Below are 25,932 nucleotides of genomic sequence, written 5' to 3' on the forward strand. Positions count from 1 at the left end.
GCGGGGCCCCGGTGTTCACGCTCACGCTGAGCACGGCGGGCGCATGGCAGTTTACGCTGGAAGGCGTGCTCGACCACGACGTAGCCGGCACCGAGGACGACATCGCAATCGACTTCGGCGGCCTGGTAACAGGCACCGACGCCGATGGCGACAGCGTCACCGCAACCGGATCGCTGACCGTGACGGTCGACGACGACAGTCCGGTGGCGGTCACGGGCGGTCCGGCGGGCGTGACGAATGGCCCCGCGCCGATCAGCGGGCCGTTCCTGCTCGATCTGGATGGTACGCTGGCCGACAATTATGGTGCGGATGGACCGGGAACCGTCCGGTTCCCCGACAGCATCGACGGGACCGACAGCGGCCTGACATCGAGCTTCCAGCCGATCATCTACAATCGCGTCGACGACCACACGCTACAGGGCGTTGCCGACGGCACGGTGATTTTCGAAATCACGCTCGACCCGGCAACGGCAACCTATCGCGTCGACATGGACGGAACGATCGATTCGACCAGCGACATCACATTCAACCCGCTGACGAACAATTTCGTCGGAGGCAATTCGAGCTGGGCCGGCTTCGTCCCAAATAACGAGGATGAAACTACCGATATCGACAACGACAGTCTCGACCTGCTGCTGACCCCCCAGGTCAACGGCCTCGACGATGGTACGATCAATTCCAACGATTTCGCCGGCGGCGTCGGCGGGGGTCCGGGCCAGGGTTCGGCAGTCGGAGCAACAGAGACCTTCAGAGTGGACTTCGTGGTGGACCTGACCGGGAATCCGGCCGACGGTCCGGGCGATTACGATCGCCCTGCGAACCGCGACTTCGACTTCGACCATCACTACACGGTCAACGGCGCCTTCGCCCTGCTGAAGAGCACGAGCGGCTCCAGCGTCAGGATTTCCGCATTCGATGACGACGACGGCCTGTCGCCGACCGATCCGCCGAATACGTTGCGCGCCGAGAACGATGTCGGTGACGGAGCGATGGATACCATTACGGGCGTTTCCATAGTCTATCGCGGCGTCGGCTATCAGGGGCCGGGCGGCGAGAACCTAATCACGACCAGCGGCACCTATACCGTCAACAACCGCGATTTCGTGGTGACGTTCAACGCCGATGGATCCGTGACGGTCGACAATGTCGAGGGCGATCCCGGGAATTCGCAGGTCGGCACGCAGATCGCCGTGTTCACCGACGATGGCTTCAACAGCGTCGAATACGAGCACGTCGGTGGAGAACCGTTCCAGATCGGCGGGTTTGGCGGGTCTTCGATCACGACCGACCCGGTGACCTGGGACGTGCCGGTCGAGGTGGTGGATTTCGACGGGGACGTGTCCGGCACGGCGGATCTCACGATTACCGCGACCACACCTACGGTGAGCGGTGTGCCAAGCAGCGCGCAGACCTTGACCGAATTCGATGGTGCGGCCGCGCAATTGCTGGCTGCCAATATCGACGAGGCGATGCCCGGGGCGTCGCTGTTCGGAGCGTCGCTTTCTCTGGCAATGCCGCATCACGGCATGGCCCGTCAGGCAGGTGTGGGTGCCATGGCGGCTGCCGCAGCCGGTCTCGCAATGAACCACCAGTTGTTCGAGTACGATGCGCATATCGCATTGCCGACCGGCGATTCCCGGTTCGAAGCTATCGGCCTGCAGCCGGTCGCCTCACCGGTCGCGTTCGAGACCGCGCCGGCAACGTTCGCACCTGCCGCAAGCTTGGGCACCGGCATGAACCTGGAATTCGCGCCAGTCGTTCCCGACGCCGCCACGCTGTCTGCGCAGGACCTTTCCGGCGCGCCATCTGTGGCAGTTGCGGGGAGCGCGCTGCGAGGCGCTGAACAAGCTTTCCATTACGACGACACGGGCATCGAGGTGGCCGGGACGGCTGCCAGCGCGATCCCTCTGGGCGATTACACGACGGGTATGGAAGCCTTGTTGGCAATGGCCGAGACATCTGCCGAAGCTCCGGCAAGTGGAGCCGCGAGCGACAGTCATCCAGCCATCGCGGACATTGCGGCAGAGGCCGAGATCGATCGCCTGGTCGAGCATTTTGCCGAGGACATCACGACGCTCGAGAGCGCCGGGCCCGCAGGCTTCGACGATCTGCCGGGCCTGCTGGCGATGCAGGTCGAATTCGATGTCGGGGGGCTGGCACGCCAGGCCGTGCTGCCGGATGCCGAAATCCAGGTGAATACGCCGACCGACGTCTGACCATCCCGGAAGCAACAGGGGGAAACAATGACAAGAACAAAAATCATGGTGGTGGGCACCGGTGCCATGCTGGCGCTGGCAGCGTCGCCCGTAGCAGCCCAGGACAATTGGCAGGACAGGGACATCTCGTCGCTGCGCGGCGAGACGCAGCAGCGCTACGATGCGGCTCTGGCGCTTACCGATGACGCTGCAGTGGTCGAAGCGAATGACCCGCGGTTCATCTGGGCATCCGAAGCCAAAGTCCAGTGCGGTATCGCGCTCGGCTATCTCAAGTCGCGCACTCGGGATTCCGTATCGCTCGGCAAATGCCGCGATGCCTATGCCCGCATGACCCAGACGACGCGGGCGATGGCCCCGCCGCCGCCGCCTCCCCCTCCTGCCGAAGCCTGCAACACCGAACTGCCCGGCCTGATTTTCTTCGAATTCGATTCCGCCGTACCCGGGACGGAGGCAAGCCAGATTGCAGACTATGTCGCCCAGAATGCGGCGGCTTGCAGCTGGCGCACTTTCAACGTGGTCGGCCATGCCGATCGATCGGGCAGCAACGCCTACAATATGGACCTGTCCCAGCGGCGTGCGGATGCCGTCGCCAGCCTCCTGGGCTCGCGCGGGATCGCGACCGGATCGATCGACACTACGGCGCGCGGCGAGGAAAACCCGCGCGTGCCGACGGACGATGGCGTGCGCGAACTACAGAACCGGCGCGTCGAAATCCTGGTCAACCAATAGGAGGAGGGAAATCATGCGTAAGCCAACCCTTATAGCCATCGGCGCAGCTCTGCTCGGCGGTGTGGCGCCCGCAGCGATGGCCCAGACCGCCGCGGTGGAAGCAGTGCCTGGCGACACCCAGGCCGTCACGATGCAGGAAGCGATCTCCGTCGCGATGCAGTCCAACCCGGAAATCCTGCAGGCGCAGTTCAACAAGGAGGCGATCGAGTTCGAACGCGAACAGGCGCAGGGTCTGTACTACCCGCGGGTCGATATCGAGGCCTCTGCCGGAGTGCGACGACTGGAGAACAACACCCGCCGCACCCTCGGTATCGCTTCCGACGAGCTCTATCCCCTGGAAGCGGGGATTACCGGCGAGTGGACCGTGCTCGACTTCGGTCGGCGGCGCGGTGAATTGCTACGGCAGGCCGCACGGGTCGACGGTGCATCGCTGCGCGTTGTCGAGCGTTCGGAATTCGTCGCACTGCAAGTCGCGCGGCAGTATCTCGACGTCTTGCTGCAGCAGCGCGTTGCCGCTGTATCGCAGGACAACGCCGCCTTTCATCGCAGCCTCGTGGCCGATCTCGGCCAGGGGGTGGAGCAGGGATCGATCAGCATCGCGGATCGCCAGCAGGCCGAAGAACGGCTGCAAGCGTCGCTCGTGCAGCAGGAAGAGGCGCTGCAGGGTTTGCAGAACGCCTTTATCACCCTGCGTCGCTTGACCGGCCTCGACGTGACAGGCGCAACCATGCCGCCCAATCTCGCATCGGCGATGCCGCCCGGCCTCGAAACGGCGGTCGGGCAGGCGCGCCTGCGCAACCCGCTGGTTCGCGAAGCGCAGGCGGACGTCGATGCCGCCAACGCGCTCGTGAAGTCGGCTGAGGGCGACTACTGGCCGACCGTCGGCCTCGAAGTCAGAGGGCGCGTGGGCGAGGACATCGACGGTTTTGCCGGCGAGACCAACGATATCCAGGGGCGCGTCGTGATGCGCTGGAATATTTTCGATGGCGGCATCAAATACGCCCGCGCGCAGGAGACGATCCGTCAGGCCAGCGTGGCGCGCTACGCCTTGCACGATCGCCAGCGGCAGGCCGAGGAAGACGTTCGCCTCGCCTGGCAGGCGCTGGAAACGCAGGGCCGGGTGGTTCAGGCTCTCGATCGCCAGAGCCAGGTCAGTGACGATTTGCTCCTGTCATACAGAAGCCAGTTCAATGTCGGCAGGCGATCGTTGCTCGATGTGCTCGATGCACAGAACACGCGCTACAACACGCAGGTGCGTCTCGAAACGGCACGCTTCTCGCAATTGTTTGCGCAGTATCAGACCCTTGCTGCTACCAATAACTTCCTCGACGCGTTGCAGATCGCGCCGGGTGCCGGCGCCGGGGCGGCGGAGCGCGAACGCTTCGACTTCGGGCCTCCGGTTCCTGCGGAATTGCAGCGCCGGGTCGAACCGGGCTGAGGGTGGAGCGGGACGATAGATGATGTCCAAAGAGGTGGAAATTGAGGCAGGCGTCGAGATAGACTCGCTTAGCGAGTGTATCGCGGAAGCCGCGCGCCGCTTCGGCCCCTCTTTCGACACCACGCTGCTCGTTCAAATCCCCAAGAACGAGCGCGGCTTTCTTCCCTGGCACCAGGCCGGGGCGGCGCTCGATCTTGCGCGCCTGAACTTCGATCCCGCCAATCCGCGAAGGCTCCCGGTCGGGGCCGCCAACTACCCCGCCATTGCGAAGTTCGCCGAAGGAGACGCCGCGCTCCTGCTCGATGCGCGCGATGGCGAGATCCTCGTCTGGCGACCCGGGACCGGGCTGGAACAGTGGGAGGCCCATGCGCGGCTTGCCAAGGGCTATGCCGGGACGCTCTATCGGGTTTTCGGCGATCCGGACGAAATGCGCGAGAGCGAGGCGCCCTGGCATGCCAAGGCGCGCGGCCACTGGTTCTGGACCGAAATGCGCAAAGAGCGGCGGTCTTTCGGCCCGGTTTTCCTCGCATCGTTCCTGATCAACCTGCTAGCCATCGCGCTGCCAATCTTCACCATGAACGTCTATGATCGCGTGATTCCGAACCGCGCGGCCGAAACGCTCTGGGTTCTGGCCGTCGGCGTGGTTCTGGCCTTCGGGCTCGAATTCTTCCTGCGCCGGGCCCGGACAGCAGTCGTCGACCAGACTGCTCGTCGCCTCGATCTCAAACTGTCGCAAAAGATCTTCGGCCGCTTGCTCGCTTCCCCGCTGCAAGAGCGAAAAGGGCACACCGGATCGCTCGCCGCGCGCGTCTCCGAATTCGCAATCGTCAGGGACTTTTTCGCCTCGACCACGCTGGTCATGGTCATCGACGTGCTGTTCCTGTTCGTATTCGTCGGTGTGATCGCCATAATCGGCGGCTGGCTCGCGCTGGTCCCGCTGACGATCATCCTCGCGATGCTGGGGGTGGGTTACGTGCTTCAGCGCAAGGTGGTCGACGCGGCGCGGGACGCGCAGGCGGATTACGGTCTCCAGCAGACGATGCTGGTGGAATCGCTCGCCGGCATGGAGACGTTGAAAAGCGTTTCGGGCGAGGGGACGATGCTGTCGCGCTGGCACAAGCTGGCAGACATCGGCAGCCATTCCCAGCAGCGCCTGCGCGATATCAATTCGCTGGCGGTCGGCCTGGCCCAGACCTTCCAGCAGGTTTCGACCGTATCGCTGATCGTCGGCGGTTATTACCTGTTCGCCAATGGCGACATCACGATGGGCGCGATCATCGCCATCGTAATGCTTTCGTCCCGCTCGCTCGCGCCCGCAGGCCAGATTGCCTACCTGCTGACCCGTGGCCGCCAGGCGCAGGAAGCGCTCGACAGTATTGAAAAGCTTTTTGAAGGGGGGGACGAGCGCAAGCAGGGCAGTAGCCTGGCGCTGGGAGCTCTGGAAAAGCCGACGATCCGGCTGGAAGACCTCTCGTTCGCCTACGAAGGCACGGCACAGTCCGCTCTTTCGGGGATCGATCTGACGATCACGCCCGGAGAGAAGGTCGCCATCGTGGGGCGGGTCGCTTCGGGCAAGTCGACGCTGGGCAGGGTGATCTGCGGGCTATACCCGCCAAGCGACGGTGCCCTGCTGCTGAATGGCATCGACGCCCGGCAGTTCCGGCCCGAATTGCTGAGGCAGGCCTTGCGCTTCGTCGGCCAGGACGCCGTGCTGTTCACCGGATCGATCAAGGACAATCTGGCCATCTCCGATCACGGCATAGCCGACGAGCGGTTGATCGAGGCGATGCGCAAGACCGGCGCCGACATGTTCCTGTCTCGCGACGCGGGCGGCTTCGACCGCCCCGTCGGCGAGGATGGCCGCATGCTTTCGGGAGGCCAGCGCGCTTTCATGGCGCTGACCCGCGCCCTCGTCACCGATGCCGAGGTCCTGTTCCTCGACGAACCCACCGGTGCGATGGACAGCCACACGGAAAAGCTACTGGTAGAGCGGCTCGGCAAGGCGCTGGCACCGGAACAGACGCTGATCATCGCGACCCACCGGCCAGCCCTGTTTTCCATCTGCGACCGGCTCATCGTGCTAGATGCCGGCAGGATCGTTGCGGACGGTCCGGTACAGGACGTCTTGAAGCAGGCAGGGTCCGAATTGGCGAAAGGGGACCCGGCGTGACCTCCGTCCCGATCGCACGCATCGGCGGCATTCTGACCGTGGTCGCCGGATGCCTGCTGGCGGCAGCGCCTTCGATCGCACCCCTGCCGCAAAAAGCGCAGGCCATGGAGTTGGCGAAAGTGCCGGACGTCGGCGATATCGCCCAGATGTCGACCGGCGAGGACCAGCCGCTCAGCGTCTCGGCCGAGAGCGCGGAGGCCCGCAACGCGGCGATCCCGCTGGCCAGATTGCGGCTCGAGCAACCCGGCCACATATCGCGCCGGGACATGTCTGCGGGCAGTCTCGCAACGGCCGAGAAATGCCTCGCGCAGGCGATCTATTACGAAGCGGCGCTGGAACCGGTTTCGGGGCAGCGTGCCGTGGCGCAGGTCGTTCTCAATCGCGTGGCGCACCCGGCCTATCCGAACAGTGTTTGCGGCGTGGTCTACGAAGGGGTGTCGCGCCCGGTCTGCCAGTTCAGCTTCACCTGCGACGGGTCGTTGCTGCGCCAACCGATGGCGAGCCACTGGGCATCGGCCAAACGGATCGCCCGGGAGATGCTCGATGGCGGCAGGGCTCCCGAAGTCGGCACCGCAACGCATTATCATGCCGATTACGTCGTGCCGCGCTGGGCGTTCACGCTCGGCAAGATCCGTCAGATCGGCCGGCACATATTCTACCGTTTCCCCGGCAGGGCGGGCTCGGCAATGGCATTCAACCGCGCCTGGTCGGGCCGCGAGGCGATACCCATGGTGAATTTCGCCCGGCTGCGAGACCGCTTCGCGAGCGAGGAAGAAGCGGGCGCAGAGATCGCGCATGATCTGGTCCCCGGCACCACCGTTGTGCCCGATGTAACCGATCGGCACGCGGCTTCGGATGTGGGCGGGCGGCTCGATACGACGACAGGCTGGACGCTGAGCATTCCCGATCCCGTTTCCGCCAGCGCGGGTTATCGCGCCACTCTTGCAGGGCAGGCAGGCAATTCCGTCGAGCCGATGGTTGCGGGAGGCGGAGAATGAGCGGGCTGCGGCAACGCTTCGCGGGCCTAGATGCGCCGCAGCGCCTGATCGCGATTGCCGCCGTCGGGATCCTGCTGCTCTTCTCATGGTCGGCCTTCGCCCAGGTCGAACAGATCACCCGCGGCACCGGCAAGGTTATCCCGTCGAGCAAGGCGCAGCTTGTCCAGCCGGCCGAACCGGCCGTCATCTCCGAGATTCTCGTACGTGGAGGGCAATCGGTCAGCAAAGGCGACCTCCTCGTCCGCCTCGACGATACCCAGTCGGCTTCCGCACTGGGCGAGCTCGAAGAGGAAAACCGCAGGCTTGCTGCGCGGGCCCAGCGGCTGGAGAACGAAGCATCGGGCGGGGCGGCCGGGTGCGAGGCGGGCAGCCTGTGCGCAGAAGAACGACGGTTGCAACAGGTGCGCACTGCGACCGCCAGGGCGCGCGAAAGCGCACTCGGCTCGGCGATCGAACAGCGCCGCCGCGACTTGCAGGAAGCGCAGGCGACGGCGTCGGCCCTCGAAAACAGCGTACGGCTCGCGCGCGAACAGGTGCAGATGCTGGAGCCGCTGGCGCAGAAGAATATCGTCCCGCAAACCGAATTGATCCAGGCGCAGCGGGATCTCGTCGACACCCAGGGCCGGCTGGCTGCGGCCCGGCAGGCCGTGGGCCGGTCCTCGGCCGCGATCCGGCAGGCGCAAGCGGATCTCAGCCAGGCACGGCTCGATTTTCGCCAGCAGGCGCTTGCCGAACGTAGCGAAGTCACCACGCGCCTCGCGGTCAATGAGGAATCGATCCGCGGCGCCGCAGCGCGCCAGCAGCGCAACGAACTACGCGCACCAGCCGACGGGATCGTGAACGACGTCCAGATTACCACGGTGGGCGGGTTCGTGAATGCGGGCGAGAAGATCATGCAGGTCGTGCCGGTTGGCGACAAGCTGCTGGTCGAAGCGCGCATCGCTCCGAGCGACCGGGCCTTCATCAAGGTCGGCGATCGCGCAAACGTAAAGGTCACCGCCTATGATTTCTCGATCTACGGCGGGCTGCGCGGCAAGGTGCAGCAGGTTTCGGCCGATAGCATCTACGACGAGGCGGAACGCGAAGCTTACTATACCGTGGTGATCGAAACCGATCGCTCGTTCATCGTCAAGAATGGCCAGCGCCTGCCGATCGTGCCGGGCATGATCTGTGACGTGGAGATCATTACCGGACGCCACAGCATCCTGACCTACCTGTTCAAGCCGGTAAACAAGGCCCTGGACCGGGCGATGACCGAACGGTGATGCCGGCGATCAATAGCCGTGCAGCCAGCTCTTGCGGCCGCTGAAGCTCAACACCGGCCGATAGTCGTTGGCGGAACTGGCGTCGAGAACGGGGTCGCTTGCATTGTCGAGCATGCGGAATCCGTCCGGTGTACGCACGATCAGCACTGCATGATCGGCCCGGCGCACGAGATCCCGCGTGATGGTCAGGAACATGTCCTCACGCGGTACACCGGCCGCAGCGAGCATGTGCATCTTCAAAAGAGCGTAATCTTCGCAATCGCCCTGGCCCATCCGCAGGGTCTTGCGCGGTCCGGCCCAATAGTCGGCCTGCCCGAACAGGTCGCTATCTTCCCTGTAGGTGATCCGCTGGTTGACCCAGCGGTTGACGATAGCGAGTTTGTCTTCGAGTCCCTCGGACTGTCCGAGCAACTGGCGCGCCGAGCGACCCACGGAACCGCGTTCGCGGTTCACCCGGTCCCACGAGGCGTCGAAATTGGTCGTTGCGATCGGCACCCGGCGGCTGGCGAGGAAGTCGTTCGGTCCCGGCAAGCTTGTGCCGGCAATGGGTGAAGAAAGCTGCGCCAGTCTGGCGAGCGCCGTCCCTGGGCTAGAAGCGCATTCTGCCATGGGGGGAAGGGCCAGGGCTGCCGTGGTGGACATCGTTTCGACCGGCGGTTCGGCCGTTCCCGCCCCCGGCATCAAAGGGCCCATCGTTTCGAATCCATCCTGCCGCGCGCGGATCGTTTCAAGCGCGCTGGATGCACCGCCGAGAATCGCGGATGCCTTCGAGACCCCTGAACCGCTCGGCCGAGGCGTTGCGAGCGACGCGGATGCTGCAACCGGACACACGCCCGTCGACAAGGCCGAGCTCAGGGCGGGAAGGATCACAGGTGCGTAAACCTGTGCCGCCGCCGGAGCGGCAGTCATCCAAGCCGAGAGCCCGAGGCCGAGCGTGGCAATGACCTTGCGGTTCGGAAAGGTGAGGCGCTTTTCCATGCAGCATGGATTAGGTCGCCATCGTCAATCTACGGTTTCCGGTCTTGGTTAACGGGCGTTTGCCTCGAGGGAGCTGCTGCCCGGCTCGCCGGGACCGTATTGTAGGGAAATCACATGCGGCCAACGCCCGGGTGGCATGCGAAACGAAAAAGGGCGGCGCCATCGCTGGCACCGCCCTTCCTCGATTTCGAAAGTAAGAAAGAAGCTTACTTGAGCTCGACGGTACCGCCGGCTGCTTCGATCTTGCCCTTGATTTCTTCGGCTTCAGCCTTGTTGACGCCTTCCTTGAGCGGCTTGGGCGCGCCTTCGACAAGAGCCTTGGCTTCGGTCAGGCCCAGGCCGGTGATGGCGCGGACTTCCTTGATGACCTGGATCTTCTTGCCACCGTCGCCGGTCAGGACGACGTCGAATTCGTCCTTTTCTTCGGCTGCGGCACCACCGTCACCACCGCCAGCGGCGGGGCCGGCAACGGCAACAGCAGCGGCGGCGCTGACGCCCCACTCTTCTTCGAGCGCCGTAGCGAGCTCGGCAGCTTCCATGACGGTCAGTTTCGACAGTTCTTCAACAAGCTTGGCGATATCGGCCATGATGTTTCACTCCAAATAATAGGCCGGGGCGTCCGATCGGATCGACCCCGATGAATATGTGTTCGTCTCAAGAACCAGCTCTTACGCGGCTTCCTTGGCGCCATAGGCACCGAAAACGCGGGCGAGCTTGGCTGCGGGTGCGTTGACGACCTGGGCAATTTTCGTTGCCGGGGCGTTGACGAGACCCACGATCTTGCCACGCAGTTCGTCGAGGCTCGGCATCGAGGCGAGTGCCTTGACCCCAGCTTCGTCGAGCTTCGTTGCGCCCATCGAACCGCCGACGATTTCGATCTTGTCGGTGGTCTTGGCGAACTCCACCACGGCTTTCGCCGCAGCAACCGGATCCTCGGAATAACCGAGGGCGGTCGGACCGCTCAGGAATTCTTCGATTCCCGCATAGTCGGTGTCCTTCAGGGCGAGCTTGGCGAGACGGTTCTTCGCGACCTGGTAGGACGCACCGGCTTCACGCATCTTCGTACGCAGTTCGGTCGACTGGGCGACCGTAAGGCCCAGGTTGCGGGTCACGACGACCACGCCAGCCTGGTTGAAGACATCGCTGAGCTGGGCGACCGCGTCGGCTTTTTGCGAACGATCCATGCCATACTCCTTCACTATGGCCGCAACGGGCGAACCCGCAGCGACCGGCTACGTTTGTCCATGCCACCGGAGCGACACGGGCGAGTCCGTTGATGGGGGAAGGAGTGCGCCGGACTGCTTGGAGTTCCTGACGCGAAACGGCGAGCGCATGGCCCACCGGAAAATCTCTTTTCCCCGTCTAGGCTGGAAATTAAGACCGGCCAATCCCGGTCACCAACTGTCTCGGACGGATGAGGGCGAATACAAAGAGACCCGCCTTCGGGGGCGGGCCTCTAAGCTTTTCTGGCAGCGAGTCAAGCGAAAGCGCGTTTCGCCGGGCTCTCGATTATTCCGCGGGAGGGGTGCCCATGTCCTCGTCCATGACGGGGGGCTCGTCCATCGGCTCCATGGTTTCGTCGGCGGGCACGACGTCGTTCTGCAAAGGGCCGTCCTCGCCCGGCTGATACGTGTCGTCGGTCGTCTCGCCGGTTCCTGCCGTCACGGCATCGGGCGCGAGGTCTGCTGTGTCTCCCCCGTCGGGTGCTTCTCCGCAGGCGGCCAGCGCGATGGTTAGGGGGAGGGTGGCGAGAAGGGCGGATGTTTTCATGATCTGTCTCCGTGGGTCTGCAGTGGAAATGGCCTCAACTGGCCGATGTTCCCGCTGCAGCGCCTTCGATCGGCGAAGGCCGGGTGGCGATGGTGTACTGCGCCGCGACCATGACGATACCGAGCAGTGCGGTGACGAAACTGTCGACGACCAGCAGCGTCCACTTCAGCGCGTCGCCCTCGACGAATATCGCGCCGATGCCCAAGGCGTAGTGTATCGCCATGAGTGGCAGGATCGCGACAATCGAGAAGGCGATCGCGAACAGTGCGTCGCTTGCCATGACCTTGATCGATTCCAGCGGCGTGACGAGAATGCCAAGCGGTGCCGCCACCACGAACCGCACGATCAGCGGCATGAAGATCAGGGAAAAGACGAAGAACCCAATCCCCATGTAGCCGTCGGTCCAGACGAAGAGCGAAAGCCAGGCAAGGAACAGGCTCAGCGCCAGCACGAGGCCGAAGAGCGTGACCGCCTTGCGCGGGAAGGCGAGAGCGAAAGCCCGGTCCCCACCCGAATGCAGCCAGCGGATGACGAAATAGCCGACGACGTTCAACGCCGCGACCTTCGCGAAGCCGAACCACATGCGCGCCGGATCGTTCTCCGCGGCCTTGGCTCCTTCCACGCCGTCGTACATGCCGATCTGCATCTCGATCACGTGCTGGACGAATTCGGCAACCAGCGGGATTGCGAAGACAAGCGGCAGGGCGGCAGCGAAGGCGAGGCTGCTGCGATGCACATCGCGAAAGGCGGTCAGGAAGTTTCTCATCGTTTGTCCCCCTTGGATTCGTCGTAAGTCAGAAGATCGCCCGGCTGGCACTGCAGTTCGCGGCAAATCGCCTCCAACGTCGAGAAGCGGATCGCCTTCGCCTTGCCGGTCTTGAGGATGGATAGGTTGGCGAGCGTCAGTCCGATGCGCTCGGACAGTTCGGTCAGCGTCATGCCGCGATCCTGCAGCAGCTCGTCGAGCCGGACCGCGATGGCGTGCGTGTCTTCGGCGGGCATCAGACGGTGCCCTCCAGATCTTCGCGCATCGCCGCGCCCTCGCGGAAGACACGGGCCAACAAGAACAGCAGCAGCACGGCGAACCAACCTGTAAGCGAGAAAGTCCAGCCGAAATACTCGCCGCTGGCTTCGCTCGCCCAGATCGAAATCTGGCCGAATACGAGGTCGAGTATGTTCACGACCAGCAGCGCCCAGCCGACGGTCATCAGGCGCTTCGCATTTATCTCGCTGAACGCCCGACCTTCGGCCGCGTCCCGGAGCAGGGCGATGAGCCGGGTGAAGATGAGATGGATACAGACCGCCATAGGCACGACCAAAGCGCAAGCCGACACCAGCCATGTCCATACGGCCTCGACCGCCTGCTGCCCCTGAACTTCGAAGGCCTGCGTAATCGCTGGATAGAAGTGCTCGTTCGCAAGCAGCAGGGCGGCAAGGAGCAATGCGAAAAGCACGGCCCCGATCCAGTTGAGCCAATTTGCGATGCGTAAAAGCCAGATGGTGGTTCCGAACATGAGCGCGTCTCCCTTATCGATTTTCGATATGAGGGGACTCCGGCTTATCGTCAATCGATAATATCGAAAAACGATATGTCTGTCGGAGCGTCCGCCGCTTGACCCTACGCCGGTGGCTCCCTATATGCCCTCTCGACCGACCGCTTCGAGCGAGTCCGATTCATGCGCGGGGATCGGAACCAGGATGGAAGCGGCGTTTCCATATCGCGACGTTCTAGAAGAGCTGCAGCCGCCGCCCGACCGGGCGTGCATGTCCTGCGGCCTTTTCGCGTCCCGTATGGCTCTCACGCGCATGGGACATGAACTTCCGGCTCGCACTCCCGGGCCGATGCAGCACTGATACGAGGCACAGCACCTTTATGGCTACCAAGGCGAAGGCACCCCGCAACACATCGTCGGGCACCGCGAAACGGCGTATCCGCAAGATCTTCGGCGACATCCACGAAGTCGTCGACATGCCGAACCTGATCGAGGTTCAGCGCGAGAGCTACGAACAGTTCCTGCGCTCCGACAAGGAAGCGGGCCATGTGTCGGGGCTGGAAAAGACCCTGCGTTCGGTCTTCCCGCTGCGCGACTTCGCCGGCACCGCCGAACTCGACTTCGTCCATTACGAACTCGAACCGCCGAAGTACGACATCGTCGAATGCCGCCAGCGCGGGATCACCTATGCCGCGCCGATGAAGGTCACGCTGCGCCTGATCGTGTTCGAAGTCGACCAGGAAACCGAAACCCGCTCGGTCCTCGATATCAAGGAGCAGGACGTCTACATGGGCGACATGCCCCTGATGACGGGCAACGGCACCTTCATCGTCAACGGTACCGAGCGCGTGATCGTGTCGCAGATGCACCGTTCGCCGGGCGTCCTGTTCGACCACGATCGTGGCAAGACGCACAGCTCGGGCAAGCTGCTGTTCGCGGCCCGCATCATTCCCTATCGCGGCAGCTGGCTCGATTTCGAATTCGACGCCAAGGACATCGTGAACGTGCGTATCGACCGCAAGCGCAAGCTGCCGGTCACCGCGCTGCTCTATGCGCTGGGTCTCGATAGCGAAGACATCCTCCACCACTTCTACGACATCGTCAGCTGGAAGCGTGCCAAGGAAGGGTGGGAAATCCCCTTCGTCGCCGAAAACTGGCGCGGGCAGAAGCCGGCCTTCCCGCTGGTCGATGCCAAGACGGGCGAGGAAGTCTTCCCCGCCGGCCAGAAGATCAGCCCGCGTGCCGCCAACAAGGCCGCCAAGGACGGTCTCGAAACGCTGCTGCTGCCGACCGAGGAAATCTTCGGCCGTTATGCCGCGCGCGACATGATCGACGAGAAGACCGGCCGCATCTATATCGAGGCTGGTGACGAAGTCGCCGCCGAAAACCTCGAAGCGCTGGACGCTGCGGGTGTCGATGCGGTCGACCTGCTCGACATCGACCACGTCACCACCGGCCCGTGGATCCGCAACACGCTGAAGGTCGACAAGGCCGAGAATCGCGACGAGGGCCTCGAAGCGATCTACAAGGTCATGCGCCCCGGCGAACCGCCGACCAAGGAAACCGCCGAAGCGCTGTTCGAAGGCCTGTTCTTCGATGGCGAGCGTTACGACCTGTCGGCCGTCGGCCGCGTCAAGCTCAACATGCGCCTCGACCTCGATGCCGAAGACACCGTCACCACGCTGCGCAAGGAAGACATCCTCGCGGTCGTCAAGGAACTGGTCGACCTCAAGGACGGCAAGGGCGACGTCGACGACATCGACAACCTCGGCAACCGCCGCGTCCGCTCGGTCGGCGAGCTGCTGGAAAACCAGTACCGCGTCGGCCTGCTGCGCATGGAACGCGCGGTGAAGGAGCGCATGAGCTCGGTCGACGTCAGCACCGTCATGCCGAACGACCTCATCAACGCCAAGCCCGCCGTGGCCGCGGTGCGCGAGTTCTTCGGCTCGAGCCAGCTCTCGCAGTTCATGGACCAGACCAACCCGCTCTCGGAAGTCACCCACAAGCGCCGCGTTTCGGCGCTCGGCCCGGGCGGCCTTACCCGCGAGCGTGCCGGCTTCGAAGTGCGCGACGTTCATCCGACGCACTATGGCCGCATCTGCCCGATCGAAACGCCGGAAGGCCCGAACATCGGCCTGATCAACTCGCTCTCCACCTTCGCCCGTGTCAACAAGTACGGCTTCATCGAGACGCCGTATCGCAAGGTCGTGGACGGCAAGGTGACCGACGAGGTGATCTACCTCTCGGCCATGGAAGAGCAGAAGCACACGGTCGCCCAGGCTTCGGCCGAGCTGACCGACGACGGCAGCTTCGTGGAAGAGCTGGTTTCGGCTCGCCACGACGGCGACAACCTGATGGCGCCGAACGACCAGATCACGCTGATGGACGTCAGCCCCAAGCAGCTCGTTTCGGTTGCCGCATCGCTCATTCCGTTCCTGGAAAACGATGACGCCAACCGGGCGCTCATGGGCTCGAACATGCAGCGCCAGGCCGTGCCGCTCGTGAAGGCGGAGGCGCCTTGGGTCGGCACCGGCATGGAAGAGACCGTGGCCCGCGACAGCGGCGCGGCCATCACCGCGACCCGCGGCGGGATCGTCGACCAAGTCGACGCGACCCGTATCGTGATCCGCGCGATCGGCGATGTCGAACCCGGCCAGTCGGGCGTGGACATCTACACGCTGCAGAAATTCCAGCGTTCGAACCAGGACACCTGCATCAACCAGCGTCCGCTGGTGAAGGTGGGCGAAACGGTTTCGGCCGGCGACGTCATTGCCGACGGCCCGTCGACCGATCTCGGCGAACTGGCTCTGGGCCGCAACAGCCTCGTCGCCTTCATGCCCTGGAACGGCTACAACTACGAGGACAGTATCCTCATCTCCGAGCGTATCGTGAAGGACGACGTCTTCACCTCGATCCACATCGAGGAGTTCGAAGTCATGGCCCGCGACACCAAGCTCGGGCCCGAGGACATCACCCGCGACATTCCGAACGTCGGCGAAGAAGCGCTACGCAACCTCGACGAGGCGGGCATCGTCTACATCGGCGCCGAAGTGCATCCGGGCGATATTCTTTGCGGCAAGATCACGCCCAAGGGCGAAAGCCCGATGACGCCGGAAGAAAAGCTCCTGCGCGCCATCTTCGGCGAAAAGGCCAGCGACGTGCGCGACACCTCGCTCCGCCTGCCGCCGGGCGTGGCCGGGACCGTCGTCGAAGTGCGTGTCTTCAACCGTCACGGTATCGAGATCGACGACCGTACGCGCGCCATCCAGAACGAGGAAATCGAACGTCTCCGCAAGGATGCGAACGACGAACGCGCCATCCTCAACCGCGCGACCTACAACCGCCTGCGCGACATGCTGCTCGGCCAGACCGCTTCGGCGGCGCCGAAGGGCGTGAAGAAGGGTACCGAGGTCACCGAGGAAGTTCTCGAGGGCGTCGACAAGCACGAGTGGTTCAAGTTCGCCGTGGCCGACGATGGTCGCCAGCAGCAGCTCGAAGCGGTCAAGTCGCAATACGACGAAGCCGTCAAGACGATCGAAGAGAAGTTCGAGGACCGCAAGGAAAAGCTCGAACGCGGCGACGAACTCGCCCCGGGCGTACTCAAGATGGTCAAGGTCTTCGTCGCGGTGAAGCGCAAGCTGCAGCCGGGCGACAAGATGGCCGGCCGCCACGGTAACAAGGGTGTGATCTCGCGCATCCTGCCGGTCGAGGACATGCCGTTCCTGGAGGACGGGACCCCGGTCGACATCGTGCTCAACCCGCTGGGCGTGCCATCGCGCATGAACGTCGGCCAGATCTTCGAAACGCATCTCGGCATGGCAGCCCGCAACCTGGGCATGCAGATCGGCGAGCAGCTCGAGGAGTGGAAGAAGGCCAATCCGAACGCTTCGGAAGATTACGCCATGGCGAAGCCGCCCGAGGCCGTGATCGACCGGCTGAAAGACGTCTATGGCGAGCAATATATTGACGCCATCGACAGCCGCTCGACCGAGGAAATCGTCGAACTCGCCACCAACCTTCGCGCAGGTGTCCCGATGGGTACGCCGGTGTTCGACGGTGCGCGCGAAGGCGACGTGACGGTCGAGCTGGAAAAGGCCGGCCTGCATAGCTCCGGCCAGTCGGTGCTCTACGACGGGCGCACGGGCGATGCCTTCGATCGCAAGGTCACCGTGGGCATCATATACATGCTCAAGCTGCACCACCTCGTCGACGACAAGATCCACGCGCGTTCGATCGGCCCCTACAGCCTCGTCACCCAGCAGCCGCTGGGCGGTAAGGCGCAGTTCGGCGGCCAGCGCTTCGGGGAAATGGAGGTCTGGGCGCTCCAGGCCTACGGTGCGGCTTACACGCTGCAGGAAATCCTCACCGTGAAGTCGGACGACGTGATCGGGCGCACCAAGGTCTACGAAGCCATCGTCAAGGGCGACGACACCTTCGAGGCCGGCATTCCGGAAAGCTTCAACGTGCTCGTGAAGGAAATGCGCAGCCTGGGTCTCAACGTCGAACTCAAGTCGCATGGCGACGAGGACGAGGACGACGACCCCTTCGCGATCGCGGCGGAATAGGGGAGCCACGCGCTCCCAACCGCTCTTCCGCCCATTTGAATTCACCCGTTTAGGGAAAAAGTCATGAACGAACTGACCAAATTCACCAACCAGCTCGCGAAGCCCGAGACTTTCGACGAGATCCAGATCGGCATCGCCAGCCCCGAGCGCATCCGCTCGTGGTCCTTCGGCGAAATCAAGAAGCCGGAAACGATCAACTATCGCACGTTCAAGCCCGAGCGTGACGGGTTGTTCTGCGCGCGCATCTTCGGTCCTGTGAAGGACTACGAATGCCTGTGCGGCAAGTACAAGCGCATGAAGTACAAGGGCGTCGTCTGCGAGAAGTGCGGCGTTGAAGTCACCGTGACCAAGGTCCGCCGCGAGCGCATGGGCCACATCGAACTGGCCGCCCCGGTCGCGCACATCTGGTTCCTGAAGTCGCTGCCGAGCCGCATCGGCCTGCTGCTCGACATGCAGCTGAAGCAGCTCGAGCGCGTGCTCTATTTCGAAAGCTACATCGTCACCGAGCCCGGACTGACGCCGCTGGAGAAGTTCCAGCTGCTCACCGAGGACGAGCTGCTCGAAGCGCAGGACGAATATGGCGAAGACGCCTTCTCGGCCAGCATCGGCGCCGAAGCGGTCAAGATGATGCTGATGGATCTCGACCTCGAGCAGGAAAAGGAAGACCTGCTGGAAGAGCTCGCGACCACCAAGTCGAAGCTCAAGCCCGCCAAGATCATCAAGCGCCTCAAGGTCGTGGAAAGCTTCATCGAATCGGGCAACCGTCCGGAATGGATGATCCTCGAAGTGATCCCGGTCATTCCGCCCGAATTGCGCCCGCTGGTCCCGCTGGATGGCGGCCGCTTCGCGACGTCGGATCTGAACGACCTCTATCGCCGCGTGATCAACCGTAACAACCGCCTGAAGCGCCTGATGGAGCTGCGCGCGCCGGACATCATCGTCCGGAACGAGAAGCGCATGCTGCAGGAAGCCGTCGACGCATTGTTCGACAACGGTCGCCGCGGCCGCGTGATCACCGGCGCCAACAAGCGTCCGCTGAAATCGCTGTCCGACATGCTGAAAGGCAAGCAGGGCCGCTTCCGCCAGAACCTGCTCGGCAAGCGCGTCGACTATTCCGGCCGTTCGGTCATCGTGACCGGTCCGGAACTCAAGCTGCACCAGTGCGGCCTGCCCAAGAAGATGGCGCTCGAGCTGTTCAAGCCGTTCATCTACGCCCGCCTCGACGCCAAGGGTCTGTCGATGACCCTCAAGCAGGCCAAGAAGTGGGTCGAGAAGGAGCGCAAGGAAGTCTGGGACATTCTCGACGAAGTCATTCGCGAGCACCCCGTGCTTCTCAACCGCGCGCCGACGCTCCACCGCCTCGGCATCCAGGCATTCGAGCCCGTGCTGATCGAGGGCAAGGCGATCCAGCTTCACCCACTGGTCTGCGCCGCCTTCAACGCCGACTTCGACGGCGACCAGATGGCCGTCCACGTCCCGCTGAGCCTCGAGGCACAGCTGGAAGCGCGCGTCCTGATGATGTCGACCAACAACATCCTCTCGCCCGCCAACGGCAAGCCGATCATCGTACCCTCGCAGGACATGGTGCTGGGTCTCTATTACCTGTCGATGGAACGGCAGGAGAAGACGCCTGAATTCGTCGAGAACGAAAAGGGCGAGAAGGTCGAAAAGCTGCCCATGTTCTCGGACATGGCGGAAGTGCACCAGGCGCTGGAAACGAAGCAGGTTTCGCTCCACACCAAGATCCTCGCCCGCGTCCCGCAGGCCGACGAGGACGGCAATATCGCCATGAAGCGGTTCGAAACGACCGCCGGGCGCATGCTCATCGGTGAATGCCTGCCGAAGAACCACAAGGTCCCCTTCGACATCGTCAACCGCCTGCTGACCAAGAAGGACATCGCCGACGTGATCGACGAGGTCTATCGCCACACCGGCCAGAAGGACACGGTGCTGTTCGCCGACGCCATCATGTCGCTCGGCTTCCGCCACGCGTTCAAGGCCGGCATCTCCTTCGGCAAGGATGACATGATCATCCCCGAAGAGAAGGAAGGCATGGTCGAGGAAACCAAGGCGCTGGTTGCCGACTACGAGCAGCAGTACCAGGACGGCCTGATCACCCAGCAGGAAAAGTACAACAAGGTCATCGACGCCTGGAGCCGTTGCGGCGACCAGGTGGCCGACGCCATGATGGAGAAGATCAAGGCCCGCCCGATCGGCAAGGACGGTGTGCAGGCGGAGATCAACTCGATCTTCATGATGAGCCACTCCGGTGCGCGCGGTTCGCCGGCGCAGATGAAGCAGCTCGCCGGCATGCGCGGCCTGATGGCCAAGCCGTCGGGCGAGATCATCGAAAACCCGATCATCTCGAACTTCAAGGAAGGCCTCAACGTCCTCGAATACTTCAACTCCACCCACGGCGCTCGTAAGGGCCTCGCGGATACGGCGTTGAAGACGGCGAACTCGGGTTACCTGACCCGCCGTCTCGTGGACGTGTCGCAGGACTGCGTCATCGTCGAGGAAAACTGCAAGACCGAGAACGCGCTCGAAATGCGCGCCATCGTGCAGGGCGGTAGCGTGATCGCGTCGCTGGGCGAACGTATCCTCGGCCGCACAACGGCAGAAGACATCGTCAATGCCGCGACCGACGAAGTGATCGTCAAGGCCGGTACGCTGATCGACGAGCCGATGGTGAAGGAAATCGAGGCTGCCGAAGTGCAGGTCGCCAAGATCCGCTCGCCACTGGTCTGCGAAGCGAACCAGGGCGTCTGCGCCACCTGCTACGGCCGCGACCTCGCTCGCGGTACGCCGGTCAACATCGGCGAGGCTGTCGGTGTCATCGCCGCGCAGTCGATCGGTGAGCCCGGCACGCAGCTGACCATGCGTACCTTCCACATCGGCGGTGCCGCACAGCTCAACGAGACTTCGCATCTCGAAGCCGTGTCGGACGGCAAGGTCGTCTATCGCGACATGCCGACCATCACCGACAAGAAGGGCCGTATCCTGTCGCTCGCCCGTAATGGCGAACTGGCCGTAATCGACGCCGAAGGGCGCGAGCGCGAAATCCACAAGGTGCCGTACGGTACCGTGCTGATGCACAAGGATGGCGCGAAGGTTAAGGAAGGCGATCGCCTGGCGGAATGGGATCCGTTCAGTCTGCCGATCATCACCGAAACCTCGGGCGTGGTGAAATACCAGGACCTGATCGACGGTACGACCATGGAAGAACGCGTCGACGATGCCACCGGCATCGCCCAGCGCGTCGTCACCGAAGTGAAGACTTCGGGCCGCAAGAAGAACGAGGATCTGCGCGCGCGTCTGACCCTGTTCAACGATGCGGGCGACGAGAGCGAGCATGCGCGTTACATGCTGGCGCCGGGCACCGTGCTTTCGGTCGAGGACAACCAGCAGGTCGAAGCGGGCGACATTCTCGCCCGTGCCTCGCGCGAAGCGGCCAAGACCCGCGACATCACCGGCGGTCTGCCGCGTGTTGCCGAGCTGTTCGAAGCCCGCCTGCCGAAGGACAATTCGATCATCGCCAAGATTTCGGGCAAGATCGAATTCGTTCGCGAGTACAAGGCCAAGCGCAAGATCGCGATCGTTCCCGAGGAAGGCGATGCAGTCGAGTATCTGATCCCCAAGACCAAGGTGATCGACGTGCAGGAAGGCGACTTCGTGAAGAAGGGGGATACCCTGATTTCCGGCTCGCCCAACCCGCACGACATCCTCGAGGTGCTGGGCGTGGAGGCGCTGGCCGAATATCTCGTCAACGAGATCCAGGAAGTCTACCGACTCCAGGGCGTGAAGATCAACGACAAGCACATCGAGGTGATCGTTCGCCAGATGCTGCAGAAGGTCGAGATCACCGATGGCGGCGATACCGTGCTGCTGCCGGGCGAACAGGTCGATGCCGAGGAACTGGCCGAAGAAAATGGCAAGCTCACCAAGAGCAAGCAGCCGGCAACCGGTACGCCGATCCTGCTGGGCATCACCAAGGCTTCGCTCCAGACGCGCTCGTTCATTTCGGCCGCGTCCTTCCAGGAAACCACCCGCGTGCTCACGCAGGCGGCGGTCGAAGGGAAGAAGGACACGCTGATCGGTCTGAAGGAAAACGTGATCGTGGGCCGTCTCATCCCCGCCGGTACCGGCGCGGGCATGAACCGCATGCGCATCACCGCCTCCAGCCGCGATGCTGCCCTGCGTGCCCAGTGGAAGAAGGCACAGGAAGCGATCATCGCCGCCAACACTGCCGAGGAAGAGCATGAAGCCGAACTCGAGCAGGGGCCGGAAGCAGCGATCGGCGACGATCCGCTGGCGACCATGGAAGGCGAAACCCACGGCACCGATGCCGATGCGGGCAAATACCTGAACGAGGATGCCAAGGACGGCGAATAAGCCGACCGGTCATCCACCAAATCTTGAGGGCCCCGCGGAGCGATCCGCGGGGCTTTTTCGTTCCCGCAAACGGCCTTTTCGCGCGTGTGTGGAGAAGCTGTTGGAATCGGTGGAAAACTGTCGCATAGTGTGTCGACTACATGGGAAGCGAGACGTCCGGGGGCAGGAGTGGCGCGCTTGACAGGCCGATGACATATTCGGGCAAGACCCTTGCGCAGGCACTGAGCTTGCGCTGGCGGCTGGCGGATGCGCGCAGCGGCGCTGCCATCCTGCTAGTGCCGTCATTCTTCGCTGTTTTCGTCATCGCCTTTATCTTTTCAGACGACGTCCCGCCGCTATCCCTGGTGGCCTGGGCGGGCATCCAGTTCCTGTTCGTCGGGCTGCTCGCAGCGCTCTTCGTCCGGATGCAGATCGAGGAAGCGTCGCTCGCGCGATTGCGGCGTCAGTGGAGGCTGATCCAGTTCACGCAGGGCCTGATCACGGCCGGCTGGATGGCGATCTTTCCCTACCTCACACCGGTCGCCGGGCCCCGCGAGATGTCGGTTCTCGGGATCATCGCGACGGCCGTCTATTGCGCCACGCTGATCGTCCATCGCGGCAGCCCCCGCGCGGCGACCTTTCACATTCTGGCTCTGTCCGGCGTATTCGGCTGGTGTGCCTTCCTCGTCGCCGGATGGCGTAGCTGGCCGACCTTCCTCCTGATCGGCACGTTCGGCGCCGTACTGCTCGCGGCGGTCTGGCTGTACGAACGCAACTTCAAGCGGTCGGTGCGTTCCGAAATCGATCGGTGCGAAGCCGAAGAAACCGTGCGCATGCTCCTTAACGATTATCAGGAGCACACCAGCGACTGGTTGTGGACCGTCGGGCCAGACGGCAATTTGCGCGATGTCGGGCCGCGTCTTGCCGCGGCCTTCAATAGCAATATCGACGCGCTCGAAGGCACGCCTCTGGCAGGGTACTTCGAAGAGACCGACAATCGCCAACGACTGATCGATCTTCTGGCCGCGGGCGAACCGTTTCGCGACCTGCTCGTCCAGATCAGGGTCGAGGGTGTGAGGCGCTTCTGGCGGCTCTCCGCCCACCCGCGTCAGGATGGCCGGATGAGCGGGGTAGCACGCGACGTAACCGACAGCCGGCGAGCGGAAGAGCAGATCGCCTATATGGCGCATTTCGACAGCCTGACCGGCCTCGCCAATCGCCACCAGTTCGACGAGCGGTTGCGCAACGCCCTGAAGGCCAAGCCCTCCCGCAGCCGCAATCTGGCGCTGTTTTACCTCGATCTGGACGATTTCAAGTCGATCAACGACACGCGCGGACACCTCACGGGCGACAAGGTTCTAAGGGAGGTTGCCGCACGCCTCGGCGAAGAGGTGCGTCCATCGGACATCGTGGCGCGGCTGGGCGGGGACGAGTTCGCAATCCTGCTCGAAAGCCGGGCGGGCGTGGGCATGCTCATCGAACGTGCCCACCGTTTCCTCTCCGCCGTTCGGGAGCCGCTGGAGGTCGATGGCCACCTCTATCGGCTGTCGACCAGCATCGGCGTCGCGCGATGCAGCGAGGGCGAATGCGACGCGCAGGAACTCATGCGGCGCGCGGACCTCGCGCTGTTTGCAGCCAAGCGCAAGGGACGCGACACGCTGGCCCTGTACGAGCCCGCCATGGATCGCGAGGCGAGAGAGCGGCGCGATCTGGAAAGCGACTTGCGCGAGGCGCTCTCGCGCGGCGAGCTGCGCGTCCATTACCAACCGGTGATCGATCTCGATACCGCAGAGACCACAGGATACGAGGCGCTGCTTCGCTGGAACCATCCCCAGCGCGGCCTGATCGGGCCGAACGAATTTCTCGAGCTCGCAGAAACGACCGGGCTGATAATCCCGATCGGCGAATGGGTGATCCGGCAGGCCCTGGCCGAAACCGCGCCTTGGGCGGGCACTTTCCGCATCGCGATCAATCTGTCGCCGACACAGGTGCGGAGCCCACAGCTGGTGTCGCAAGTCGCCCAGGCGATTTACGCCAGCGGCATCGATCCCGGGCGCATCGAGTTCGAGATCACCGAACATGTGCTGATGCAGGAGGGCAAGCGGATTCCCGAAGCGCTCGCGCGCCTGCGCGAGCTCGGCACACGGATCGCCCTGGACGATTTCGGTACCGGCTACAGCTCGCTCAGCTACCTGCGCCGGTTCCCCTTCGATCGCATCAAGATCGATCGGAAATTCGTCGAAGACGTCGTCGAAGACAACGATAGCCAGGCCATCGTTTCCAGCATCACCCGCCTTGCCGATGCGCTTGGTATGGGGAGCACGGCGGAAGGCATCGAAACGCGAGAGCAGCTCGACCTGCTGCGCAAGCTGGGCTGCCAGGAAGCGCAAGGCTTCCTGATCTGCAAGCCGGCTCCGGCGGAAACCTTCGCCACGCCCGAAGCGGTGGAAGCGGCGCTGACCGATCACGGCCCCGACGTGGTCGATTATCGCAAGGCGCGCGAAGCCGTGCTGCGCAAGCGCGAAGGCCGCGTCGCCTGACCTCTCGCAATGGCAGGCGGGCTCGGCTATCGGCTCGGTCATGACCATTACAACCCGTTTCGCGCCGTCGCCGACCGGCCGCCTGCATGTCGGCAATATCCGCACCGCGATGCACAACCGGATGCTGGCGAAGAAGGCGGGTGGCAAATTCCTGCTGCGGATCGACGACACCGATGCGGAGCGCAGCCGTGAGGAATATGTCGATGCCATCCGCACCGACCTGGCGTGGCTGGGCCTTGAACCGGACGGCGAAGAGCGGCAGTCGCAGCGGCTCGCGATATACGAAGCGGCTTTCGAGGCGCTGAAAGGTGCGGGGCGGGTCTATCCGGCTTACGAGACCTCGCAGGAGCTGGAATTGAAGCGCAAGATTCAGCTCGGCCGTGGACTGCCGCCGATCTACGATCGCGCCGCGCTGGCGATGAGCGATACGGAGCGCGCCGCGAAGGAGGCGGAGGGCGCGGTGCCGCATTGGCGCTTCAAGCTTGATCACGACGAGCCCATCGCGTGGGACGATGGCGTCCGCGGCGCCCAGAAATTCGATCCCGCGCAGCTGTCCGATCCGGTAATCAGACGCGCCGACCGTAGCTGGCTCTACATGCTGCCGAGTGCGGTCGACGATCTCGACATGGGAGTCACGGATGTGCTCCGCGGCGAGGATCACGTCAGCAATACTGCCGTGCAAATACAGATGTTTACCGCACTCATTGCTGCACTATATCCGGCGCAGCAAATGCCGCGGTTTGCGCATGAGGCGCTGCTGATCGGACGCGAGGGCAAGCTGTCCAAACGGCTCGGCTCGCTCGGCTGCGATGCCTTTCGCGAGCAGGGGATCGAGCCGCAGGCGGTGATCGCGCTGCTGGCCCGGCTTGGCACATCGCTTCCGGTCGAACCGATTGCGGACCGGCAGGTTCTTCTGGAGACATTCGACCTTTCCACCTTCGGGCGAGCCCCGGCGCGTTTCGACGATGCAGAACTGGAGCGGATCAATGCGGCCCTGGTCCACCAGCTGGACTTTGCCGAAGTCGCGCATCGCCTGCCCGAGGGCATGGACGAGGCGGGCTGGCATGCCATTCGTCCGAACCTCTCGCATGTCGGCGAAGCGGCGGAATGGTGGCGCCTCGTGACCGGCCCGATCGAACAACCGGCGTTCTCGGACGAGGATCGCGCCTACCTCGAGGAAGCGACAAACGCGCTTAGCTGGAGCGAGGATCCTTGGCGGGATTTGACTGCAGCGCTTAAGGAGCGGACCGGGCGCAAGGGCAAGCAGCTATTCCTCCCGTTGCGCCAGGCATTGACGGGGATGGATCACGGCCCCGATATGGGCGAGCTTCTGCCGCTGATCGGCGAAGAACGCGCGCGCAAGCGGCTGGAGGCGGCCGCCGCGCAGTAACAGGGGAGA

At 63.7% G+C, this 25,932-nt stretch carries 16 protein-coding genes and 1 pseudogene; 10 read left to right on the forward strand and 7 right to left on the reverse strand.

The genetic code is table 11. The features are described from left to right. From P8R33_RS09845 to P8R33_RS09870, 6 genes and pseudogenes are all read left to right on the forward strand, one after another. A pseudogene (locus tag P8R33_RS09845) lies at window positions 1–2,216 on the forward strand (hypothetical protein); the annotation flags it as partial. Between the two features lie 27 nt (window positions 2,217–2,243). Continuing rightward, entirely contained in the window at window positions 2,244–2,945 is a 702-nt protein-coding gene (locus tag P8R33_RS09850; protein WP_278328839.1) for an OmpA family protein, read from the forward strand. Window positions 2,946–2,958: 13 nt separating this feature from the next. Then, on the forward strand, window positions 2,959–4,383 hold the full coding sequence (locus P8R33_RS09855) for a TolC family protein (protein ID WP_278328840.1): 1,425 nt from the start codon (window positions 2,959–2,961) through the stop codon (window positions 4,381–4,383). 19 nt (window positions 4,384–4,402) lie between these two features. Beyond that, window positions 4,403–6,553, forward strand: coding sequence for an ABC transporter transmembrane domain-containing protein (locus tag P8R33_RS09860; protein WP_278328841.1), 2,151 nt, complete (start codon window positions 4,403–4,405; stop codon window positions 6,551–6,553). Then, window positions 6,550–7,551 (forward strand): cell wall hydrolase, encoded by a 1,002-nt coding sequence (locus P8R33_RS09865; RefSeq protein WP_278328842.1) that lies wholly within the window; start codon window positions 6,550–6,552, stop codon window positions 7,549–7,551. Before P8R33_RS09860 ends, P8R33_RS09865 begins: the two co-directional genes overlap by 4 nt. Further along, a complete protein-coding gene (locus P8R33_RS09870) occupies window positions 7,548–8,816 on the forward strand; it encodes an HlyD family type I secretion periplasmic adaptor subunit (RefSeq protein ID WP_278328843.1) in 1,269 nt (422 codons plus the stop codon). The genes P8R33_RS09865 and P8R33_RS09870 overlap by 4 nt, the downstream gene beginning before the upstream one ends. A gap of 9 nt (window positions 8,817–8,825) precedes the next feature. On the opposite strand, the gene P8R33_RS09875 is transcribed toward P8R33_RS09870, so the two are convergent. From P8R33_RS09875 to P8R33_RS09905, 7 genes are all read right to left on the reverse strand, one after another. Continuing rightward, window positions 8,826–9,794: a transglutaminase-like cysteine peptidase gene (locus P8R33_RS09875; protein WP_278328844.1), complete on the reverse strand. Its 969-nt coding sequence runs from the start codon at window positions 9,792–9,794 to the stop codon at window positions 8,826–8,828. A 206-nt stretch (window positions 9,795–10,000) separates the two neighbouring features. Then, the gene (gene rplL / locus P8R33_RS09880; RefSeq protein WP_278328845.1) at window positions 10,001–10,381 is read right to left on the reverse strand and encodes a 50S ribosomal protein L7/L12; all 381 of its coding nucleotides are present in this window, start codon (window positions 10,379–10,381) and stop codon (window positions 10,001–10,003) included. 81 nt (window positions 10,382–10,462) lie between these two features. Next, a complete protein-coding gene (rplJ, locus tag P8R33_RS09885; protein WP_278328846.1) occupies window positions 10,463–10,978 on the reverse strand; it encodes a 50S ribosomal protein L10 in 516 nt (171 codons plus the stop codon). 325 nt (window positions 10,979–11,303) lie between these two features. After that, the gene (locus P8R33_RS09890) at window positions 11,304–11,564 is read right to left on the reverse strand and encodes a hypothetical protein (RefSeq protein WP_278328847.1); all 261 of its coding nucleotides are present in this window, start codon (window positions 11,562–11,564) and stop codon (window positions 11,304–11,306) included. Window positions 11,565–11,598: 34 nt separating this feature from the next. Then, window positions 11,599–12,330 (reverse strand): hypothetical protein, encoded by a 732-nt coding sequence (locus tag P8R33_RS09895; RefSeq protein WP_278328848.1) that lies wholly within the window; start codon window positions 12,328–12,330, stop codon window positions 11,599–11,601. Then, window positions 12,327–12,566, reverse strand: coding sequence for a helix-turn-helix domain-containing protein (locus tag P8R33_RS09900; RefSeq protein ID WP_278328849.1), 240 nt, complete (start codon window positions 12,564–12,566; stop codon window positions 12,327–12,329). Before P8R33_RS09900 ends, P8R33_RS09895 begins: the two co-directional genes overlap by 4 nt. Continuing rightward, window positions 12,566–13,078 carry a DUF2975 domain-containing protein gene (locus P8R33_RS09905; RefSeq protein WP_278328850.1) on the reverse strand — a complete coding sequence of 171 codons (513 nt, stop codon included), beginning with the start codon at window positions 13,076–13,078 and terminating at the stop codon, window positions 12,566–12,568. The genes P8R33_RS09900 and P8R33_RS09905 overlap by 1 nt, the downstream gene beginning before the upstream one ends. A gap of 359 nt (window positions 13,079–13,437) precedes the next feature. On the opposite strand from P8R33_RS09905, the gene rpoB reads away from it, so the two are divergent. From rpoB to gltX, 4 genes are all read left to right on the forward strand, one after another. After that, the gene (rpoB, locus tag P8R33_RS09910) at window positions 13,438–17,622 is read left to right on the forward strand and encodes a DNA-directed RNA polymerase subunit beta (protein ID WP_278328851.1); all 4,185 of its coding nucleotides are present in this window, start codon (window positions 13,438–13,440) and stop codon (window positions 17,620–17,622) included. A 63-nt stretch (window positions 17,623–17,685) separates the two neighbouring features. Next, window positions 17,686–22,014: a DNA-directed RNA polymerase subunit beta' gene (gene rpoC, locus P8R33_RS09915; RefSeq protein WP_278328852.1), complete on the forward strand. Its 4,329-nt coding sequence runs from the start codon at window positions 17,686–17,688 to the stop codon at window positions 22,012–22,014. 140 nt (window positions 22,015–22,154) lie between these two features. Beyond that, window positions 22,155–24,533, forward strand: coding sequence for a putative bifunctional diguanylate cyclase/phosphodiesterase (locus P8R33_RS09920; protein ID WP_278328853.1), 2,379 nt, complete (start codon window positions 22,155–22,157; stop codon window positions 24,531–24,533). Window positions 24,534–24,573: 40 nt separating this feature from the next. Next, window positions 24,574–25,923, forward strand: coding sequence for a glutamate--tRNA ligase (gene gltX / locus P8R33_RS09925; protein ID WP_278328854.1), 1,350 nt, complete (start codon window positions 24,574–24,576; stop codon window positions 25,921–25,923). Window positions 25,924–25,932 lie beyond the last annotated feature (9 nt).

Source organism: Qipengyuania flavescens, assembly GCF_029688735.1.
In the GTDB taxonomy this organism is placed as follows: domain Bacteria; phylum Pseudomonadota; class Alphaproteobacteria; order Sphingomonadales; family Sphingomonadaceae; genus Qipengyuania.

Coding starts and splice junctions, on each gene's coding strand:
- P8R33_RS09905 (WP_278328850.1), bottom strand. CDS start 13,078: ATGTTCGGAACCACCATCTGGCTTTTACGCATCGCAAATTGGCTCAAC.
- P8R33_RS09870 (WP_278328843.1), top strand. CDS start 7,548: ATGAGCGGGCTGCGGCAACGCTTCGCGGGCCTAGATGCGCCGCAGCGC.
- P8R33_RS09890 (WP_278328847.1), bottom strand. CDS start 11,564: ATGAAAACATCCGCCCTTCTCGCCACCCTCCCCCTAACCATCGCGCTG.
- P8R33_RS09875 (WP_278328844.1), bottom strand. CDS start 9,794: ATGGAAAAGCGCCTCACCTTTCCGAACCGCAAGGTCATTGCCACGCTC.
- rplL (WP_278328845.1), bottom strand. CDS start 10,381: ATGGCCGATATCGCCAAGCTTGTTGAAGAACTGTCGAAACTGACCGTC.
- P8R33_RS09850 (WP_278328839.1), top strand. CDS start 2,244: ATGACAAGAACAAAAATCATGGTGGTGGGCACCGGTGCCATGCTGGCG.
- rplJ (WP_278328846.1), bottom strand. CDS start 10,978: ATGGATCGTTCGCAAAAAGCCGACGCGGTCGCCCAGCTCAGCGATGTC.
- P8R33_RS09855 (WP_278328840.1), top strand. CDS start 2,959: ATGCGTAAGCCAACCCTTATAGCCATCGGCGCAGCTCTGCTCGGCGGT.
- rpoC (WP_278328852.1), top strand. CDS start 17,686: ATGAACGAACTGACCAAATTCACCAACCAGCTCGCGAAGCCCGAGACT.
- P8R33_RS09860 (WP_278328841.1), top strand. CDS start 4,403: ATGATGTCCAAAGAGGTGGAAATTGAGGCAGGCGTCGAGATAGACTCG.
- P8R33_RS09920 (WP_278328853.1), top strand. CDS start 22,155: ATGGGAAGCGAGACGTCCGGGGGCAGGAGTGGCGCGCTTGACAGGCCG.
- gltX (WP_278328854.1), top strand. CDS start 24,574: ATGACCATTACAACCCGTTTCGCGCCGTCGCCGACCGGCCGCCTGCAT.
- rpoB (WP_278328851.1), top strand. CDS start 13,438: ATGGCTACCAAGGCGAAGGCACCCCGCAACACATCGTCGGGCACCGCG.
- P8R33_RS09895 (WP_278328848.1), bottom strand. CDS start 12,330: ATGAGAAACTTCCTGACCGCCTTTCGCGATGTGCATCGCAGCAGCCTC.
- P8R33_RS09900 (WP_278328849.1), bottom strand. CDS start 12,566: ATGCCCGCCGAAGACACGCACGCCATCGCGGTCCGGCTCGACGAGCTG.